Consider the following 20,996-nt stretch of genomic DNA (forward strand, 5'->3'; position numbering starts at 1 on the left):
TCAAGTTTGAAAATGAAAAGTCTAATGGATGCTCACGATGTTGATCATCGACTTCTACAATCATTTATCAAGTAAAAGCGCAAATACAGCACTTTTATTGCTTAAAATGACTTTAAAATTGTAAGCATGTGAATTACTCTAATGCGTGAATTGAGCATGGGTTTATATGAATAATGTCTGATTTTCTGATTGATGAAGAATTACTTGCTGCGATTGATATGGGATCGAATAGTTTCCATCTGGCAATCGCTCGTGTTGATCACGGTGAAGTTAAGAAAGTTGCTTCAATGTCAGAAAAAGTACAGTTAGCTGCTGGGCTTGATGAAAATAAAAATTTAACTGAAGCTGCACAACAACGTGGATTGGCCTGTTTAGCCCGTTTTGTCGGGCGTTTAAGTTCTGTACAGGCAAATCGGTTGAGAATTGTTGCAACCAATGCGTTAAGACAGGCTAAAAATGGCCATGAATTTATTCAAAAAGCTGCAGAAATTTTACCAAAACCAATTGAAATCATTGCAGGTCGAGAAGAAGCTCGTCTGATTTATTTAGGTGTTTCCCATACCATGGCCAATGGTGGTCGACGTTTAGTCGTTGATATTGGTGGTGGTTCAACTGAATTCATTATTGGCGAAGAATTTGAGCCACTGCATACCGAATCCTTACAAATGGGCTGTGTGGCCTACAGTAAAACCTATTTCCCTGATGGTGAAATTACCAGCAAAGCATTTGATAAAGTCGTGGTTGCTGCACGTAAAGAAATGTCCGCTATTGCCAATACTTATAAATCTGTGGGTTGGGATACCGTTGTTGGATCAAGTGGAACCATCAAAGCTTGTCGTCAGATCGCGGTTAATCTCGGTTTAAGTGACGAGCAAGAAAATCTGACTCGTGACGGTTTATATAAATTAAAAGATCGATTACTTAAATTTAAACATGTCACTGAAATCGATTTTGAAGGTTTACGTGAAGACCGTCGAGCAGTTTTGCCAGCTGGTCTTGCGATTTTATATGCGATTTTTGAAGTTTTAGATATCGATAAATTGGCATATTCTGACGGTGCATTACGTGAAGGTGTGATGTACGACTTGCTGGGTCGTTTCAAACATGAAGATATTCGTGACCGCAGTGTACAGGCGTTAATGGGGCGTTATAACGCAGATCCCAAACAAGCTGAACGTGTAGTGAATACTGCACAAGAATTGTTTGATGGTGTCGCCAATGCATTAAATTTAACGACTGAAGACAGTGACTTACTGCGTCGTGCGGCATATTTGCATGAAATTGGATTGGCAATTAGCCATGGTGGTTATCACCGTCATGGGGCTTATTTACTGCAACATTCAGATATTCCTGGTTTCTCACAAATTGATCAAAATCATCTCTCGCATTTGGTTTCGCACCATCGTCGTAAGTTACGTGCAGATGCAAAAAATGACGTTTTAAAGGTCGGCGGTAGCCATTTACTTTACCTTTGTTTATTGCTTCGTCTTGCAGTTTTGCTGAACCATAGTCGTAGTGATCAGATGCTTCCTGCCATTGAACTGAGTGTTGTAAATGATCAACAATGGCAACTCAGCGTTTCTGGCGATGCTAAACAATGGCCTTTATTGGTTGCTGACCTGCATGATGAGCAGGTGCAATTTAAGCATTGGGACATTGAGTTAAATATTCAGTCAGACAAATTTGTTGATTAACCATATTATTATGGACCATTCTTGACTTATGAAAAATAAAGCGACTCAGTCCAAGGCTTGGGCTACGGTTCAAATTGCACGACACCCTGAGCGTCCGCAATTTCTAGATTATGTCAGTGAAATTTTTACTGAATTTGATGCACTTCACGGCGACCGTTTATTTGGTGATGATGGTGCCATGATCGGTGGCTTGGCACGTTTTGACGGACAACCTGTAATGGTGGTTGGTCAACATCGTGGTCGCAGCACACGTGAAAAACTACAGCATAACTTTGGGATGTGTAATCCAGAAGGATATCGTAAATCACAACGTTTACTCGATATGGCTGAGCGTTTTAATTTACCTGTGTTTACCTTCGTCGATACCATGGGTGCATATCCTGGTGTAGGGGCTGAAGAACGTGGTCAAGCAGAAGCGATTGCAACCAGCTTGGCACAACTTTCAAGTTTAAAAGTTCCTGTGATTGCGACGATTCTTGGTGAAGGCGGTTCAGGTGGTGCTCTCGGTATTGGTGTAGCCGATCGTGTGATTATGCTGTCACACAGTATTTATTCGGTGATTTCACCAGAAGGTTGTGCGTCTATTCTATGGAAAACCGCGGATAAAGCAGCACAAGCGAGTGAAGCACTTTCTTTAACTGCAGATAAACTTCAAGCTTTAGGCATTGTTGAATATGTTGTGGATGAAGGTGATGGTGCACACTTGCAGCCTGAAAAAGTCATGCATGATTTGAAAGATGTGTTAAAACAAGCTTTAGATGAATTGCAACCGATGGATGCACAAGAACGATGCGACGCACGTTATCAACGTTTAATGAAGTTTGGCAGCAGCAATTTAGGCATCGCGTCTTAGCACAAACACAGCATTTTTCTGAACAAACTCAATTCTTGATTGGGTGTAGCGGCGGCATGGATTCCATGCTGTTGCTGTTTCTAATGTCTGAACTTTTTCCGACTCAAACCCGTGCGATTTATGTTGATCATCAACTACAAGCAATGAGTGCCGAATGGGGGCGTGTTGTAAAGCAGCAGTCTGACGTCTTAAATATCCAGTGTATTATCCAGCAAGTAGACGTTGCGACAGGCAATTTGGAACAGCAAGCGCGTCAAGCGCGTTATCAAGCGTATCAACAGCATTTACAATCCAATGAAATTTTAGTTTTGGCGCATCATCAGCAGGATCAGGCTGAGACGCTATTATTACGCTTGTTTTCTGGAGCAGGCGTGCATGGATTAGCTGCGATGCAGCAAATTGATATTCGTCAAGACATGACCATTTGGCGACCATTTTTAGATGTGAGTCGCGAGCAAATTGAACAATGGTCGCAGCAACTTGGTTTTGCCTATGTGACAGACCCAACCAATCACGATACGCACTACGATCGGGCGTGGTGTCGAGAGGAGCTCTGGGCGGTACTGCAAAAGCGCTTCCCTAAAATGCAGTCCGCTATCGCACGAACCAGTTCTCTGATGCAGGATGCTGCGGAAATACTGGATGAAGTATTGCAGAAGGATTGGCAACACTGTGCGACCGATCGTGTACTTGATCTGATCGAGTTGCAGCAGCTCTCGGCTGCACGGCAACGTCAATTGTTATCGACTTGGATGAAGGGGGCGGATCAATATCGACCAAGTTATGAGATGGTGCAGCGATTGCAGCATGAGGTCATTCTTGCAAAGCCAGATGCGCAGGCAACTTTACATATCAATCAACATTATTTCGTTCGCTATCAGAAGACGTTATATCGTTTAACCCACGATGAGCTGTACGCAGAAAAATTATTTTCCTTTCCAGATACGTTGTCACAACAGTTTGATATGGGTGAAACCATCAATGTTGCGGCTGGACAATTTAAGATTGAAACTCAAAAAATTGGTCTTTCATCTCGGCTTTTAGGGCGAGAGTTAAGGTTGCTTAAACGACAGGGGGGTGAAAAAATTCATCTTTATGGTCGTGTTGGACATTGGCCGCTGAAAAAAGCCATTCAAGAGCTACAGATTTTGCCTTGGTTACGTCATACAATTCAAATATTAGTCGTAGATAATGTTATGCTTGGGGTTTTTAGCCCAAAGGGTTTTTGGTTGGCGCAATCTGATTATTTAGAGCAGGGCGGTTGGCAACCAAGTTTAATTTCTGACTGTAATGACGTTTTTCAGCAGTCTTTTTCGTATGATGAGTAGGACATGGCGACAACATTGAACCAAAATATTTGTTTTATTGGCGGCGGTAACATGGCACAGGCCTTGATTGGTGGGTTGCTATCTCGTGGTTTACCCACAACGCGCATTACAGTTTCTGATCCTGTAGAACAAATTCGTCACATCTTAGAAGAAAAAAATATTCAAACCACAACAGACAATGTGGACGCAATTAAAAATGCGGACGTTGTGGTATTGGCGGTCAAACCCCAAGTCTTGGCAACGGTATTACAACCATTAAAAGGTTTATTGTCAGATAAACTCGTGATCTCAATTATTGCGGGTGCTGAAATTCAAACGATTTCAGATTTAATTGGTGGTAGTCAACGTATTGTCCGTGTCATGCCGAATACGCCAGCATTGGTCCAAACAGGTGCACATGGTATTTATGCATCTGAAGCGGTAAATGCTCAAGATCGTGAGTTAACCAGTCAAATTTTAGCGGCGACGGGTTTAACCATTTGGGTGGAGAGCGAAGCTCAAATTGATGCAGTAACCGCAGTCTCTGGTTCTGGCCCAGCATACTTTTTCTATTTGATGGAAAGTATGATTCGTGCTGGCAAAAACTTGGGGCTCGATGAAAAAGTGGCTACGGCATTGACCTTGCAAACAGCTTTGGGTGCGGCACAAATGGCGATTACCAGCTCAAATTCTCCAGCAGAATTACGTAAAAATGTGACCTCTCCAAATGGTACAACGCAAGCAGCTTTAGAGGTGTTTGATCGTGCGCAGATTTCACAAAATATTCAAGCAGCGCTTGCAGCAGCTCAGAAGCGTAGCCAAGAGCTAGCGCAAGAGTTGAGTGACAAGACTAAATCGGTTTAAGTAGGATAAGACAATTATGGGTGCAAGTTCTGCGCTAATTTTTGGTGTTTTGATCAATGTTGCAATTTTATTGGTCTTTTTCCGTTTTTTAATGCAATTGGCAGCAGTCAGTCCATACAATCCTGTGGTGCTTTCAACCGTGAAAGCCACCAAGATTGTGGATGTGTTTAGCCGCATTTTCCCGACGATAGGTAAAGGCCGTGTCAATTTAGCGGCAGTTGCTTTGTTGGTGGTGCTGTATTTATTGAAAATGTTTGGTCTGATGTATTTGTCTGGGCAGATGCCACATAGTGCGGTATATCTAGTGATCACGACATTTGTGACCATGATTCAAGATTTGATTCGTTTCTGTCGTTATTTGATTTTTGCAACGATCATTTTAAGTTGGGTGGTGATGTTTACGCAGTCGCGCTCGCCTTATATTGAAGTGATCCAAGAGTTGGCTGAACCATTGCTTGCACCATTCCGTCGCTTATTGCCGAATATGGGGATGATTGACTTGTCTCCAATTTTGGCGTTCTTGGCTTTGTATGTGGCTGAGATTTTGATGAATGAAGCAGCTAAAGTGCTATTAACTGGTCTTTAAGCCAATCTGATTCAATAAAAAATGGGCGTTATGCCCATTTTTTATTTCTTGATCAAACGTTGCCGTATGGCTCGATTTAATGGATTGGAGAAATAGCGTGCAATGAAAGCACCTAGCCCAATCACAAGGACAAAATAGACCAATAATAAGATCAGTTTAATGTTGCCTTCTGTGACTGCTGGCGTATAAAACAGTTTAAAAAAACCTAAAATAATCAGGTGGAATAAATAAATTTCATAACTATTCTTGCCAATCTCCTGTAACCACTTAAACCGCTGTGTCTGCGTGGTGCTGTGTTCATTTGCCACATTCGCAACAATCACGATTGCTGTCGCAAGTGCAAATAGGCTAACACCCCAAATACAGTTTTGTTTAATTGGTGCAGAAAAATAGATGATGAACATTGTCGAAATGGCAAGGTATTTCAACCCTAACCAAGTTTTGGCTTGCAGCTTAAGTTGCGGTGCAATCAGTGCTGCAATACAGCCAAAGGCAATTCCATCAAAACTAGAGAAGTAATGGTAGAGGTACGCACCACTTTCCTCACCATAATGTAAATATCTAAAATAAGGTGCAAATAGAATCAGCGCGAAACAGACAAATAGAAAGTAGGGCTTTTTCTTGAATAGCAGTGCTGTCAGTGGGAACAGTAGATAAAACACTTCTTCCACAGATAAAGACCATAACACGCCAAGCGCATAGTTGACCCAACCATTTTCAATAATCAGGATGTTCATCCAAAAGGTCAGGGCTGCTAGGTTAACTGTTGATTGAGCAACGACAATGCCATTTGGAGCCTGAGTCATAAAAGGTTTAAGCTCTAATGCAGCGAAGAGATTGACCAGACAGATCAGCAGAATCAAGGTCGGCATGATGCGAGCGAATCGTGAAATATAAAAGTCGCGCGTATTGATCTGATGTAGCGCACCCCAGCGTTTGATAGTATGTGAGGTGATCAGGTAGCCCGAGATGACAAAGAACATGGTGACACCATAGTTACCATTGCGAGCTAAAAGCGTGGTGATGTTTTCACCAAAAATCTGAAAATTGATCGAGGTGTCAAAGAGCTTATAAGGGATATTGAAGTGATGCAGTAAAACCAAAAAGATTGAAATACAGCGTAATGAATCAATAGAGTGAAAGCGCTTAAATTGAACTTGATTAAAGGACATATTGCATTCCTTTCTCCTATACGAATTAATTTTTATCAGATATTCTTTATTTTCAGTTTTCTTGTAGCGCAGGGGAGTTTATCCCCTGTCTGCAAGAAACATTTTGTTTTTCGAGTATGTAGATGCCTTAGTGGGCAGCATCCCAGTTTGGACCTTGCCCAACTTCAACCACAAACGGCACCGAAATTTCTAATACCGATTGCATCACTTCAGCAATTTGCTTTGAAAGTTCATCTGCAATCGCAGCATCCGCTTCAAACACAAGTTCATCGTGCACTTGTAATAATAGCTTAGCTTGATCTTTAGGTAGCATTTTATCCACTGCAATCATGGCAAGTTTAATAATATCTGCCGCACTGCCTTGTAAAGGTGCATTGATTGCCGCGCGTTCAGCTGCTTGTTTGATCATTTTATTGCTTGCCATAATGTCTGGTGTGTATAGACGACGGCCTAAAATGGTTTCAACAAAACCTTGTTCACGTGCAATCTGACGCGTACGTTCCATATAATCCAATACGCCCGGATAACGCTGGAAGTAACGTGCGATATAGCTACGTGACTCTTCACGGCTAAAGCCAAGCTGACGGGTGAGACCAAATTCAGACATACCATAGAGCAGACCAAAGTTCACCGCTTTGGCTTGGCGGCGTTGGTCATTGGTGACGTCTTCAATGGCAATGCCAAGCACTTCAGATGCAGTGCGGCGGTGTACATCCTGACCTTGTTGGAAAGCATGGACTAACGCATCATCTTGAGAGAAATGTGCCATCAAACGCAGTTCGATTTGCGAATAATCGGCAGCGAGTAACACTCGGCCCTCAGGTGCAATAAAGGCTTTACGAATTTGACGCCCAATCGGAGTACGAATTGGAATGTTTTGCAGGTTTGGATCGGTTGAAGACAAGCGACCTGTTGCAGTTAAAGCTTGATGATAGCTGGTATGTACACGATGTGTCGTGTCATGCGATTGTTCAATCAGGCGATCGGTGTAGGTGTTTTTGAGTTTTGCCAAACCGCGATGTTCTAAAATAACTTCAGCCAATGGATGTTCGATTTTCTCTAAAATACTTTCACTGGTACTGTATTGACCTGTTGCAGTTTTCTTACCCCCTTTGAGTCCTAGCTTTTCAAACAGGACTTCACCGACTTGCTTGGGTGAGGCAACATTAAAGGCTTCGCCTGCCAGTTCTGCTGCTTGAGCTTCCAGCGTTTGAATGGTTTCTGAAAACTCGACACTGAGTTGATCGAGGAATTGATGGTCGAGCTTAATGCCATCTTCTTCCATTCCCGTGAGCACGCGAGCAACAGGCATTTCAATATTATGTAGAATATTGACCAGTTCTGGTGAGCTTTTTAATTTTTCAGCAAGCACTTCATACAAACGATAAGTGACATGCGCATCTTCGGCTGCATAATGCGCAGCCACTTCAAGCTCAATCTGATTAAAGGTCTTTTGCTTTGCACCTTTACCTGCGATTTGTTCAAACGTCGTGGTCAAATGGCTGAGATAAAGACGAGCAACATCATCCATACCATGTCGTGTTGCCGCGGCATTCAATACATATGAAGCCAGCATAGTATCGAAATACCAACCTTGAATGGTGATACCATGATTGGCAAAGATATGCGCATCATATTTTAAATGATGACCAATTTTCTTGACCTGTTCATTTTCAAGGATCGGTTTGATCTGAGCCAGAACCAGTTCACGATTCAGTTGTTCTGGTGCACCTTCATAATCATGTGCAACAGGAATGTAATAGGCATCTTTGGCATCAAATGCGACCGAGAAACCCACCAGTTCAGCGACACGATAATCGAGGTTGGTGGTTTCTGTATCAATCGCAAAATGATCGGCTTGCTGCATACGCTGTAATAAGGCATCCCAATCTTGTTGGGTCAATACCGTATGATAAGTCGCATTACCGAGTTGATCATCTTGGCTTGAAAGATTGGCATGATCTTCAGCAACCACGGGTTCAGCTTTTTGTTCAGCTTTGGCAATACTTTGCGAGGTTTGTTGATAAGCAGAGCTATTCGGATTGTTTGGATGGTCTAATGATTGTAATTGGTTACGAAACTCTAATTCGGTATAGAGCTCACGTAGCTGATCTACATTTGGATTGGCGAGTTTAAGGTCATGCCAATCTAAGGCAAGATCGAGATCACAGACAATGCTAGCAAGTTGATGGTCAACTTTGATGTTATCTACATTATCTTTAATATTTTGGCTGAGTTTGCCTTTGAGCTGATCCGCATTGGCAATAATATTGTTTAATGTGCCATATTCATTCAGCAGCTTTGCTGCTGTTTTTGCGCCAACACCCGGAACGCCCATGATACCGTCAGACGCATCACCCATCAGAGTGAGGTAATCGATAATTTGATTTGGATGTACACCAAACTTTTCAAAAACACCCGCTTCATCCAACACACGCTCTTTGAAGCTATCTTCAAGTTTGACATGTTCATTGACCAACTGTGCCATGTCTTTGTCACCCGTCGAGATGAGGACGTGATGACCTTCTGCCAAGGCACGTTTAGTTAATGTGCCAATAATGTCATCGGCTTCTGCACCTGCGAGAAAATACAAAGGAATCCCTTGCGCTTTGATCAACGCATGTAAATAAGGAATTTGTTGAGATAACTCCTCAGGCATGCTTGGGCGATCGCCTTTGTAGATTGGCGATAATTTATGACGGAAGGTTGGTTCTGGCGTATCAAAAATCACAGCCATATGGGTAGGCTGAGTGCGACGCATCAGTTTTTGGATCGCTGAAATTGCACCACGTATTGCATTGGTATGTAAGCCAGTCGACGTGGTTAATGGTGGTAAAGCGTGAAAAGCACGAAATAAGAAATAAGACCCGTCTACCAAGACAAAAGGTGGCATTGCGCAAATCCTAATTATAAATTAGTTGGTATTTTACGTGAAAAAGCCGTGGCTGTCTTATCTGAACTTGGAAGAGTACGGCTAGCTGTGTCGTTGAAAATTTGCAGTATTTTGTATGTAACAATACCTGCTTATCTAGTGATCAAGTAAGATGACTGCAATGAAGCTATCATCATTGATATAAGTCTATGTATAAAAAAGACAAACAGGGAATCGTCATTGTTTTAATTGCGCTGACTGTATTGCTCGCTTGTGCGATTGCCTTTCAGTGGCAAGGGACGATTGTTGCTGCTGCAATTGGTCTGACCGTTGTAATTGTGCACATTCTGTCTGAAATTCATCAGCGTTTGCTTCAACTCGAACAAGCAGCGCCGAGCTATTCTGCATTAGGGGCAGGTATTGGCGTACAAAAAATTGTGATATATGCTGCGGCACTGATCGCCTTATTTGCCTATGCCAATACATGGATGTGGTTGGCGGGTGGTGCTTTATTAGTATTATTGTTGTGTTTGATCCAAACCATCAGTACTTTTCAAACTCGATTACTGCATTTAGAGCAGGTTGCAACACAATCACGAAATCAAGATATTTCTATTCAGCCACAACAACAGACCTCAAGTATTGGTCAATCTGTTGAATTGGTTGAAACGACAGCTTCAAACTCTCCAATTGTGGGGCAGCAGCAGCCAGCTTGGATGCAGGCTAGAACTGAATCAGTTCAGAGTCCAATGCTTCAGAACTCTACCTCTGTCTCTCATCCTTCTGAGTCCAAACAACCTGCTTGGTGGCAGCCTGCATTGGACTGGATGATACATGGTAATCCCATTCTCCGTGTTGCTGTCGCCATATTAATGGTCGGTGTGATTTTACTCTTACGTTTTGCAAGTGAACATTGGCAACTCAGCTTAGGTGTGAAACTGGGCTTTATTGCGATTGCGGGTGTAGCCACAACTGTTGCAGGATATTTACTGCAAAAGAAAAATCAATTATTTGCGGTGGCTCTACAAGGTGTCGGTCTGGCAGTTGTATTCTTGACCTTAATTTTTTCACATCATTTTGCAGTAATTGCCAGTTTAAGCACCGCCAGTATTCTGTTTGTGATTTTATTATTGGCGACGGTTTATCTAAGCTTAAAACAACAAGCTTTGTATTTAGCCATGTTGGCATTGACCATGGCCTATCTGGCTCCGTTGGTCATTCCACAAAACCATCCTGATGTGATTTTCTTGTTTGGCTATTACTTTGTCATTAACTTGGCTGTGGTAGCGTTGAACTTTATTCAACCTTGGAAAATTCTGCATCAAATTGCCTTCTTTGCCACCATGTTCATTGGTGGTTCGACCATCGGGATTTATGCAAAAACTTCGCAGTTTGATACCTTGGATATCATTCTCTGGCTGCATATGGCGCTATTTATCTGGCTCAGTATCCGTTATAGCCAATTGATGTTACGTGCTCAAAATGAACAGCAACAAACAGCTCAGCCCCCTGAGCGTTTACAACCTATTTTAGATGTTGGTCTGATTTTTAGTGTGCCTGTACTGGGCTTTTCGCTACATGCCTATTTAATGCATAACTCGACCTCAGCACTCACTTGGGGAGCGGTTGCACTTGCGATTGTGTATATCAGTCTAAATATCTGGATTAAACGCCAACATCCACAGTTATCAATTTTGGCAAAAAGTTTCTTTATTCTTGCTGTAGTATTCGTTGCCTTGATTTTCCCGCTTGCCAAAGGGGCACATTGGACGTCAACAGGCTGGGTAATTCAGGGAACTGCACTGATTGTCTGGGGCGTTACTGAACGATATCGTTTAAGCCGTTATGTTGGTGTGGCACTGGTATTATTAAGCTCAGTGGCATTACTGTTCCAAGTTTGGTCAAACGATCATTTTCCAATTTTAAGTACCGCGATTTTTGCGCTTGCTCAATTTATTTCTGCTTTTTACTTATTGCATTATCAAGAGGTCGAGAAGTATTTCAGTGCACGCATGTTGAGTGGGGTTTTTCTAGCGCTTGGTTTGTATTCAGGTGCAATTGCTGCTGTTGAATTGATGCAGTGGCAGCACGATGGACTGAGCCCTTATCTTGCTGTTGCTGCAATATTATTGGCATTGTTTAGTCTGGCGGTACATATTAAATCACGCTTACAGTGGGCTAATGTGCAGCTCATCTTGTTGGGAGCTTTGCTGGCTTTACTTTATGGCGAAAGTTTTGCTCAACATGTATATGTGGTTTGGCACTGGTCAAGTCGCTTAGATCAAGTGATGTTTGCCATAGCATCAATCACGATTACGTTGATATTGAGCAGCTTGAGTACTCACACATCTAAAGCAACTGTTATGCTGTGGTCTGCGTTGCTTTGGCTCAGCCTTGCCAGTATAGGATTGGCTATTTTTCCAATCATGCCGCTTGTCGCGTTTGCCATTATCCCAGCTATTTATAGTATTTGGCGATTTACATCAAATAAAACTGAGTTGCTGCATCAATTGCCAATCTGGTGTTTAACGCTATTTTGGCTAGTGTTGGTCAGTCTAGATCCATATTCTGCTGAACAATATTATTTTATACCACTGCTTAATCTGACAGATATTCTGTCTTTAATGATGTTTTTTGGTTTGATCTGGATGATTTATCATCATGATTTTAGCGCAGAGCGTTCGATTGAGTGGGGCTTTAAAGTTACCACCATTTTGATTGGCCTATTGGTGCTGAGTAGTGTGGTGGTGCGTGCTATGCATCATTATTTGGGTACACCATTCTGGAGCGCAGCAATTTGGTCGAATGGTGATGTGCAACTCAGTTTGACACTATTGTGGGTGATTTTAGCCTTTATTCTGATGACCTTTTCCAGCCGCCGCCACATCCGACAAATTTGGTTTGTCGGTGCAGCTTTGTTAGGCATTGTCGTAGCGAAACTGTTGTTATTGGACTTATCGCAAAGTGGCACCTTAACCCGTGTGATTTCTTTTATTGGTTCGGGGGCTGTGATGTTGGTCATTGCTTATCTAGCACCATTACCACCTGCATTAAGTGAAACCAAGAAAGAGAGTTAGCTCTCTTTCTGTTCTTTTTTAAGTTCTTTCTGATTGGCATATTGATCGACTTCATCATTCTCTAAAGGGAGAGGTCGGTCAATCAGGCCCATCTTCGGTACAGGAATCTCGATCTCATTTTCCAAGAAGCCATTACGAATGCGTTCCTGCATTTCATCACGTACTTTGAGCGAGTTTTCCTGACGGCACCACACTGCAAATAACAGTTCAATAGAAGATTCTCTAAACGCAGTCACTGTGACGGTCGCCTTAGGGTCATCCATCACCAAAGGATATTTGGCAGCAACGTCTAATAAGACTTGGCGGACTTTATGAATATCTTCATGGAAGTTAATCGCGAGCGTAATTGGAATACGCCGTATCGGATATTTAGACAGATTCATCACTGGTGTTCGGATCAACTGTTCATTCGGCAAACGAATATAAACATTATCCAGCGTCAGAAGCTTAACTGAGAGTAGATCAATCGAAATCACTTCACCTTCAATGGTCTGACCTCGAATTAAGGTGATCTGAATGGTGTCACCGACTTCAAATGAGCCTTCACCAATCAAAAACAAGCCACTAATCAAGTTGCTGGCAGAGGTTTGTGAGGCGAAACCCAGCGCGACAGTTAATATCCCTGCCGCACCTAAAAATACGCTGAGTTTAAAACCTGCCTCCCTTAAGCTGGTCATAATGAACAGCAGGAAGATGAAATAAAAAATACCTCGACGCCATAGCAAGCGTTGATGGGCATTAAAGCGGTTACCAATGGTGCGGATAAAGGTGTTTGAGACTAGACGTGCAATCACGAAGCCGATAAAACATAAAATAATGGCGACTACGATTTCGCTAAGCCGCTCAAAGTTAATGTTGGTAAAAAAACTGGTGAGACTGCCAGCCACATCTTTTGGAATATTTGAATTTGGCATCGCGACCCCTTAAAAAAATGAATCAAACATATTGAATAAAGTACTGCCTGGTGCACGAGGGGGATGCACATAGGTGACTTCACCCGCTTGGGTTGGGGTCTTGTTTTCAATACGAATACGAGCAGGATGATCAGTACCTTCATAGTAGACTTTGATTTGAGACGTCCATAAACGGCCTGTACTTTCGCTATAAAATAATGGCAGTGCAGGCACAGGTACGTTCATGCGATCAAAACGCAGTTGATGGTGACTGGTATTGTGGAACTCAATCGGTGTCACTGCACGGAAAGCACGCGGTTTGAGTAGATTTAAATCGATACGACCATCTACAGAGGTTGCGTAGCAAATCTCACCATTTTGTGGGTCTTTACCAAACCAAGTATCTTTCGGTTGAATCACAGGGATATCAAATAGCGGTTCAGAAAGACCGTCAACCAAACCCGCAATCCACAAGGGGGTGCTGATATACAAGGTTCCACGCTGACCCGCAGGAATATAAATCGGATCAACAGGTCGAATCACCACGGAACGATCAGCCAAGCGTGGCATCAAATGAAAGGTGCCATTGGTCTTGTGGAACATATAGCGTTCGATTTTTGCCGGAGGCGGCATGGCAAATTCAATATCATTCAATATTCGCCACTGTTGCTCGTAGTCATACTGAAATTGAGGGCGATGATATTCCAAACGCCATTCTTTGATGCCGCGAGTCAGACGAAAGAGCAATGAACCGAATTGCCAAGCTTTGGCCTGTTGAATTTCGAATTGTTGTTCGCCCCACCATTTCAAAGTGTCAGAATGGGGAACTTGATATTGATTATTTTGAGACAAGATGCAAAATTCCTTTGTGAGTATGCTAAACAGACTTCACGCTGTAATCTGCTTAGAGTACACTCAATACTTTCTCTTATCATTATTTGTGTGATGCAAATACTTAAACAAATACAAATTCCTTATAGTTTTGCTAAACGACATGGCGTTTTGTTACGTTATGAAGGTGATCAAATTTTTATTGTACGACGCAAGGACACCGCGCGTATTGCTTTGCAGGAAGCTCGTCGAATTTTGGGGAAAACAGCTCACGATCAATTGTGTACTGATCAAGAGTTTCATGCCTTACTCAGTTCTAGCTATGCAGGGGATACTGGCGAGTCGCAACAAGTTGCGGCAGGCCTAGAAGATCATCCAGATTTATTGAGTTTAGCGGATCAAGTACCAGAAGCTGAAGACTTGATGGATCAGGAGGATGATGCACCGATCGTGCGTCTAATCAATGCTTTATTGTCCGAAGCGATTCGTGTTAGTGCCTCTGATATTCATATCGAAGCTTTTGAGAAAAAGCTCTCGGTACGATTACGTGTCGATGGTCAACTCCGTGAAATTGTCCAGCCACGCCGTGAATTAGCACCACTATTGGTGTCTCGTATCAAAGTCATGGCGAAACTGGATATTGCGGAAAAGCGTGTTCCACAAGATGGTCGTATTTCATTACGTCTCGCAGGGCGTGAAGTGGATGTCCGTGTCTCAACTTTACCGTCTTCGCATGGCGAACGTGTGGTCATGCGTTTGCTGGACAAGCAAGCGGGACGCTTGAACATGACTCATTTGGGCTTGATGCAAAATGACTATGATCGTTTAACGCAACTGGTTCATCGACCACATGGCATTATCTTGGTAACTGGCCCAACAGGTTCAGGTAAAACCACCACCTTGTATGCGGCTTTATCTGATCTGAATGACCATACGCGTAATATTTTGACTGCCGAAGATCCGATCGAATATCAATTGGAAGGCATTGGTCAAACCCAAGTCAATACCAAAGTCGATATGACTTTCGCGCGTGCGCTTAAGGCGATGCTGCGTCAAGATCCAGATGTGGTGATGGTCGGAGAGATTCGTGACTTGGAAACTGCGGAAATTGCAGTACAAGCCTCTTTAACGGGTCACTTGGTGTTATCCACACTGCATACTAATACTGCAATTGGTGCGGTGACGCGTTTAAAAGATATGGGAATCGAGCCTTTCTTATTGGCGAGTTCCTTGATCGGGGTGATTGCGCAGCGTCTGGTTCGTACTTTATGTCCGCATTGCGTGACTTGGCGTAAGGCTGATGATTTCGAGCGACAAGTATTTCAGCATCTCAAGGTTGATGAACATATGGAATTACCACAACCACATGGTTGTGAAAAATGTTCACACGTTGGTTTTAGTGGACGAACCGCAATCTATGAAATCGTGCCAGTGGATGAGTCGATGCGCCGTTTGATTCATGGCAATGCGGCTGAGTATGAGCTGGAAAATCATGCACGTCGTTATGCAGCTTCGATTCGTGATGACGGTTTATTAAAAGTCCTAGCCGGAAAAACTACATTAGAAGAAGTGCTTCGTGTAACCAATGAAGCTGCGGAAGAATAAATCGATTCATGAATAAAAAACAGCATGGTTAAACCATGCTGTTTTTGTTTAAGTATTCGGATTATGCAGTCGTCACGATATTGAAAGTAACGTCGATATTGTTACGTGTTGCATTTGAATAAGGGCATACAATATGTGCAGCTGCAACCAATTGTTCTGCTTCTGCTTGTTCCATTCCAACTAAATAAACATTGAGTGTTACTTCGATACCAAAACCATTTGGAATCGGACCAATGCCGACTTCACCTTCAACATACGCATCTTTAGTAATCTTGAATTTATCACGGTTGGCAACAAACTTCATTGCACCTAAGAAACATGCAGAATAACCAGCCGCAAACAATTGCTCTGGATTGGTGACTGCGCCACCAGCACCTCCCATTTCTTTTGGTACACCTAACTGAACATCTAAAACACCGTCAGAAGAAGTTGCACGGCCATCACGACCACCTGTTGCTTTCGCTTTTGCACGATAAACGACTTGTTCTAAAGACATGATAATTATCCCTGAATATTATTGAATGCAATTTGATCGTACTGGATATAAATTAAAATACAAGTCAGCAAACGTTATAGATCCTGCCATCTTTGGTCTTTATACGTGTAGGGGAGTTTCTATATTTTATAGGTGTTTTATTTATGTGGATGGGGCAGTCGTACCAATTCACGTTCGATATCAATGTAAGTGCAAATTGTGTAAATCATGAGGATTCGATATCGGGGGGCGATAAATTGACCTGAAAGATAGTTTTTATTGTCCATCCAAAATAAAAAAAGCATAAGTGATTAGACTTATGCCAAATGCTAGATAATAAATTTGAGGTGTTAGTTACCAGAGATCGGCAATTTTTTTCATAAGACGGGCACGATAACGCGCTGTCGGGTTGCTGAGATTATTTTGAGCTTCAAGTTCGAAATGTTGCTGCCATGCCTTGATCATTTCTAAGGTTGTGCCTTTTTGCTTAATGACCATAACGTCTTCACGTTGAATATTATCTAATCGCTGCCTTGCACCTTCAGCACCTGTTCCCCAACCAATGATCCATTGCCCAAAAGCATTCAGCGATAAGTTTTGTGGTGTAGACAAAACCCGAGATGATTGAGTTGATTCATCACCATCTACATCCACAGATGTCGCGTGAAGTTGTACAGCTGTCCCCAAAACAAAGAAAATCAGAATAAATCTAAACATGAATAAAGCTTAATAAGAATTAACGGATGATGTTACATCATAGCGAGCGAAAAGTTGGCTGACTTTGTTCTACTATGATCAATAATTTGTATTAAATCATGATTCTATATATCAGGCATTTATAAAAGTTGACTATTGCAGTCAGATTGATCTTGGGTGTTTATATTTTGTACTGTGGCGCATTTAAATTGGCGTAAAGATAAAGTACGAATCAATAAGTAATAATTTTTCGATGTTGCATTAACGGCATGGCAAGACGAAGCTTATTTTGTGCCTCAAGCTCAAATTCACTGCTAATTAAACCGTATCCATCTGTATCAATACTTTGAAGCAGTTGTCCACGACTATCAGCAATGCCTGCATGTCCCCAAGTTTGACGCTGTTCACCGTGCCAACCTTGCTGCGCAGCACCTAAGACATAACACTGGCTGTCCATGGCGCGTGCTTGTAGCAATAATTGCCAGTGGAGCTGACCTGTGGTGTAAGTAAAAGCCGCAGGAGCAGTAAGAATGTTCGCACCTTGTTGACGTAAGCTTAAGGCAAGTTCAGGGAAGCGTAAGTCATAGCAAACCATCAGGCCGATATTGCCAAAAGGTGTTTTTGCGACAACCACTTGATCGCCAGGTTCAAAGAATTTAGATTCTTGATAACCGCCTACAGCATCACCGACTTGTACATCAAACAAGTGGATTTTGTCATAACGTGCTTCAGTTCTTTCAGGACTAATGCATAAGCTAACAGTCCGAACACGACCATCTTGAATGACAGAGCCATCTGGACGGAAAGGGCATGGGAGTGTACCTGCAACAATCCAGATTTGATAACGATGTGCTAATTGTTCTAGACGTGCTTGAATTACTTCGAATTGAGCTGCAGTTTCACGCTGCTTACCTGCAGCAAAGCAAACAAAATTTTCGGGGAAAACGATTAGCTCAGTACCTTGAGCCTTACTTTGTTGAAGTAATGATTCGATGACATCGAAGTTTGCTTCAATGTCATTTTGAGAATTCATCTGTGCAACAGAAAGTAAGGTCATAGGGAGATCACGATACTGAGTTTAACGATCAAGCGTTTTGTTTTTGTACGTCGAGATTTAAGCAATCTTGCTCTTTTTGCAATTGCTTAACCAGTGGTTCAAACATATTTTGGTTGTTTTCGTTCAAGCGCATCAGTGTTTTGTGTGCGTCGAGCACAGTGTTGAGCATTGCGCTATGCGTAACTTGCTCTTCTGTAAGCTCCAAGGTACATACACTTGGATCGCCACAGTAATTTAAAATCACAAACACTTGCCCAAGCCCCATGCTATTGGCCAAGGTGGTAATGTCTGGATTTGTCGAGAGCATAACGGCTTGTATTTGATGAACTTGCTTAAGCTTTAAACCTAGTTTTGCCAATATACCTAAAACAGTACTGTCAATAAACGTGGTTTCGGTTAAGTCAACGATTGCACCAACAACATTTTGCTGTTGTTCAATTCGATTGAGTAGTTTGTCTAGACTTATACAAGAGTGAGCACGCACTTCGCCAATAAGCTTGAAAATATGCGTTCCGTTCAAACTTGCATATTCAACATGACCTGTTGACATATAAATGCCATTTTCAGAGAAAGGATATCAAATTATCCCATAGTGATATTGGAGACACAAGTGGTTGAGAGGTGTGATTTAATTAAGATACTGATTTTAATGTTAATTCATTCGACATATACTCAAAATTGCAATGTCATCTGCTACATGTTCAGGGGCTTTGAATGAGTCATTTTTTAGATGTTCGACCAATTGATTAAACTGATCATTCAGGCCACCATCGAATGGCTCCAAGGCACCATCAGAACATAAAATGAACCGCGCATGACGGCTTAATTTACAATGGTGCTCTTCAACTTCAAGCTCTTCAGTCAGGCCAAGTGGGAAGCTACTTGTAGTTAAAATCTGAGGTGGTTGATTCGGTTCAAAAATAATGGGGGGAGGGTAATGCCCAGCACTTGACCAACGCACTTCATGGGTGACTAAGTTTAAGATCCCAGCAACCATGGTAATGTGTTTTTCAATATTCTCTTGTACCAACATTGCATTCAGTTTTTGAATCAATTGACTTGGTGTTTTTGAACGGCCATGAAAAGCTGCCATCCACGAGGTTAATAAACTGCTGGTGACGCCATGTCCTGAAACATCAGCCAGATAGAACAATACTTCTTCATCATTTAAGCGCCAGTAATCATACCAATCGCCAGATAAATAAGCAGATGGCTGAAAAAGGGATTCAAATTGATAATTCGGCAATTCGATTGGATTTGGTAAAAGGCGCTTTTGTAATTCGGCAGCAGAGGGTAGATCTCGGCTATCTTGATTACGTTTGTATTGAGCATCTATTTTAAACAAAGAATGAATTGGATTTTTTGGCAGACTATCCCAAATCCAACCTGCTAATGCACCTTGTTCCCAAGCTTGTGCTAACGCTGTACCCTCATGCTCAAATGCAAGCACAATTGTTGGAAGTTTCCACTGATACTTTAAAAAGTCTTGTACATCGGCAATCGCAATGATGGTTTGATCATACAAATCCAAATCGTCAATTTGAATGATCTGCAAACTCGGTAACTCAGTTAAAGCTTGATCTAAACAAGGTACGGAACGCGTGGGTTGTATGAAATACATAGATGAATAGCCAATCCTTTGTATGATCATTTAAAATTCATCATAGATGAAAGATGACCTTATACATAGTATTGCCAGAGTTTAAATTCTCTGGCAATACATTAGTTTGTAAAACATTATTTTAGTTTAATCATTTATCGTCAGAAGAAGCGTCGTCAACATCATCTGCATCACTAATAAAGGATACGTCATTTGCATCACCGCGTTTCTCTGCAATTTGGAAGGATTTACGCTGTAAATAAAAATCACGGATCATTGAATATTTATCACCTTTTAAGCTTTCTTCAATATCAAGAATCTGAGAGCGCGCATCAATGGCTTGCAATACATTGGTAGACCAGTAAATACCATCTTGGTCTTCTAATAAGTATTTTTGAGGACGACCAAAACTATCCGCTGCCAAACCAAAGCCATCACGGAAAGTACTTGGGCCAAAGAAAGGCAACATCACATAAGGGCCAGAAGGAACACCATAATAACCTAATGTTACACCGAAGCTTTCTTCTTCAGTGTTTAAGCCCAAACGACGTGCCGGATCAGCAAAACCTAAAGTTGTTAATGTATTTACGGTAAAACGACCTAAAGTTTTTGCAGCACGGGTAGGTCGACCTTGAATTAACTGGTTTACAGCATTCCATGGCTCACCTAGGTTTTTACGGAATTGGCGATAGGGGCTACGTACAGGTTCTGGAACTTTAGCAACATATTGAATCGCAACTGGCTTTAATAGGTTGCGGTCTAAGATGTCATTAAATGCATAAATTTGGCGGTTTAATGGTTGCAGTGGATCCTTAACTGAATCTGGCTGTGCAGCATTGGCATTTACTTTTAAATCATTCTTGGTGAGATGTTTTAAATCTTTAATGGCTTGAATGGTTGATGTCTTTTGTTCAGCAGTGACTTGAGTTGCTACAGCATTCGCTTGGTTGGCTGAATCACTGGCAGGAGTCTCTTGTGCGAATACTGATGAACATGCTCCAGCAGTTAACAACCCAAGCAAGATAAAATTGGAGTAATGCATATAAGTCCTTAATCGCTGTTAGAGCGAAATAATACAACCATTAAAATGAGTGCGTCACTGAACGCAAAACATAAAGAGAAGGCATACAGTTTAGTTGTTCTCCTATTATTAAAACAAATTCGGTCGAAAAATATAAGAAAAATTGTGAATTTGGTTTAAAAATGTTCACTCGAATAAAAAGATTGAAAAATGGGGTTGTGTCTGGTCTGAAATGCTGTAGAATGCACATCCATCGGCGGTGATGTAGATAAAAACTTGTTGATAAACAAGGATTTGGCTTAAGGGTTAAATTTTTGGGTTTGAGAATAAGTTTTGAAAATATCTAAATTACCTGTTGACTTTAAAGAAATTTAGAGTAATATAGCCGACCTA

General features: G+C 41.9%; 17 protein-coding genes. 7 read left to right on the forward strand and 10 right to left on the reverse strand.

Annotation, left to right across the window (positions count from 1 at the left end; translation table 11 throughout):
- Positions 1-173: 173 nt before the first annotated feature.
- Genes ppx through GBI66_RS16280 form a run of 5 tightly spaced genes read left to right on the forward strand, consistent with a single transcriptional unit; the run spans position 174 to position 5,304 of the window.
- A complete protein-coding gene (gene ppx, locus GBI66_RS16260) occupies positions 174-1,694 on the forward strand; it encodes an exopolyphosphatase (protein WP_151716811.1) in 1,521 nt (506 codons plus the stop codon).
- A 28-nt stretch (positions 1,695-1,722) separates the two neighbouring features.
- Positions 1,723-2,547, forward strand: coding sequence for an acetyl-CoA carboxylase carboxyltransferase subunit alpha (locus tag GBI66_RS16265; protein ID WP_005146510.1), 825 nt, complete (start codon positions 1,723-1,725; stop codon positions 2,545-2,547).
- Positions 2,484-3,875 (forward strand): tRNA lysidine(34) synthetase TilS, encoded by a 1,392-nt coding sequence (gene tilS, locus GBI66_RS16270; protein ID WP_151716812.1) that lies wholly within the window; start codon positions 2,484-2,486, stop codon positions 3,873-3,875. Before GBI66_RS16265 ends, tilS begins: the two co-directional genes overlap by 64 nt.
- Before the next feature lie 3 nt (positions 3,876-3,878).
- Complete coding sequence (proC, locus tag GBI66_RS16275; RefSeq protein ID WP_004804503.1) at positions 3,879-4,718, forward strand: pyrroline-5-carboxylate reductase; 840 nt, start codon at positions 3,879-3,881, stop codon at positions 4,716-4,718.
- A 16-nt stretch (positions 4,719-4,734) separates the two neighbouring features.
- A complete protein-coding gene (locus tag GBI66_RS16280) occupies positions 4,735-5,304 on the forward strand; it encodes a YggT family protein (protein WP_005184711.1) in 570 nt (189 codons plus the stop codon).
- 41 nt (positions 5,305-5,345) lie between these two features.
- Here the strand turns inward: GBI66_RS16280 and GBI66_RS16285 are convergent, their stop codons facing one another.
- Positions 5,346-6,476: an acyltransferase gene (locus GBI66_RS16285; RefSeq protein WP_151716813.1), complete on the reverse strand. Its 1,131-nt coding sequence runs from the start codon at positions 6,474-6,476 to the stop codon at positions 5,346-5,348.
- Positions 6,477-6,603: 127 nt separating this feature from the next.
- Entirely contained in the window at positions 6,604-9,369 is a 2,766-nt protein-coding gene (gene polA / locus GBI66_RS16290) for a DNA polymerase I (protein WP_151716814.1), read from the reverse strand.
- 188 nt (positions 9,370-9,557) lie between these two features.
- On the opposite strand from polA, the gene GBI66_RS16295 reads away from it, so the two are divergent.
- Entirely contained in the window at positions 9,558-12,425 is a 2,868-nt protein-coding gene (locus tag GBI66_RS16295; RefSeq protein ID WP_151716815.1) for a DUF2339 domain-containing protein, read from the forward strand.
- Here the strand turns inward: GBI66_RS16295 and GBI66_RS16300 are convergent.
- Both GBI66_RS16300 and GBI66_RS16305 read right to left on the reverse strand, forming a co-directional pair.
- Positions 12,422-13,339: a mechanosensitive ion channel family protein gene (locus tag GBI66_RS16300; protein ID WP_151716816.1), complete on the reverse strand. Its 918-nt coding sequence runs from the start codon at positions 13,337-13,339 to the stop codon at positions 12,422-12,424. The two genes, GBI66_RS16295 and GBI66_RS16300, sit on opposite strands and share 4 nt — an antisense overlap.
- 9 nt (positions 13,340-13,348) lie before the next feature.
- Positions 13,349-14,170 carry a hypothetical protein gene (locus GBI66_RS16305; protein ID WP_005184691.1) on the reverse strand — a complete coding sequence of 274 codons (822 nt, stop codon included), beginning with the start codon at positions 14,168-14,170 and terminating at the stop codon, positions 13,349-13,351.
- A 93-nt stretch (positions 14,171-14,263) separates the two neighbouring features.
- Between GBI66_RS16305 and gspE the strand changes: the two genes are divergently transcribed.
- A complete protein-coding gene (gspE, locus tag GBI66_RS16310; RefSeq protein WP_151716817.1) occupies positions 14,264-15,754 on the forward strand; it encodes a type II secretion system ATPase GspE in 1,491 nt (496 codons plus the stop codon).
- Between the two features lie 61 nt (positions 15,755-15,815).
- On the opposite strand, the gene GBI66_RS16315 is transcribed toward gspE, so the two are convergent.
- From GBI66_RS16315 to GBI66_RS16340, 6 genes are all read right to left on the reverse strand, one after another.
- Positions 15,816-16,250: an organic hydroperoxide resistance protein gene (locus GBI66_RS16315; RefSeq protein WP_005146490.1), complete on the reverse strand. Its 435-nt coding sequence runs from the start codon at positions 16,248-16,250 to the stop codon at positions 15,816-15,818.
- 333 nt (positions 16,251-16,583) lie between these two features.
- A complete protein-coding gene (locus GBI66_RS16320; protein WP_151716818.1) occupies positions 16,584-16,946 on the reverse strand; it encodes a DUF4951 domain-containing protein in 363 nt (120 codons plus the stop codon).
- Between the two features lie 211 nt (positions 16,947-17,157).
- Positions 17,158-17,982: a carbon-nitrogen hydrolase family protein gene (locus GBI66_RS16325; RefSeq protein WP_151716819.1), complete on the reverse strand. Its 825-nt coding sequence runs from the start codon at positions 17,980-17,982 to the stop codon at positions 17,158-17,160.
- A gap of 28 nt (positions 17,983-18,010) precedes the next feature.
- Positions 18,011-18,532 (reverse strand): anti-anti-sigma factor GigB, encoded by a 522-nt coding sequence (gigB, locus tag GBI66_RS16330; RefSeq protein ID WP_004804515.1) that lies wholly within the window; start codon positions 18,530-18,532, stop codon positions 18,011-18,013.
- A gap of 102 nt (positions 18,533-18,634) precedes the next feature.
- The gene (gene gigA, locus GBI66_RS16335; RefSeq protein ID WP_005184685.1) at positions 18,635-19,603 is read right to left on the reverse strand and encodes an RsbU family protein phosphatase GigA; all 969 of its coding nucleotides are present in this window, start codon (positions 19,601-19,603) and stop codon (positions 18,635-18,637) included.
- A gap of 130 nt (positions 19,604-19,733) precedes the next feature.
- On the reverse strand, positions 19,734-20,624 hold the full coding sequence (locus tag GBI66_RS16340; protein WP_151716820.1) for a VacJ family lipoprotein: 891 nt from the start codon (positions 20,622-20,624) through the stop codon (positions 19,734-19,736).
- Between the last annotated feature and the right edge of the window lie 372 nt (positions 20,625-20,996).

Source organism: Acinetobacter sp. TUM15071 (assembly GCF_008980925.1).
Taxonomy (GTDB): domain Bacteria; phylum Pseudomonadota; class Gammaproteobacteria; order Pseudomonadales; family Moraxellaceae; genus Acinetobacter; species Acinetobacter dispersus.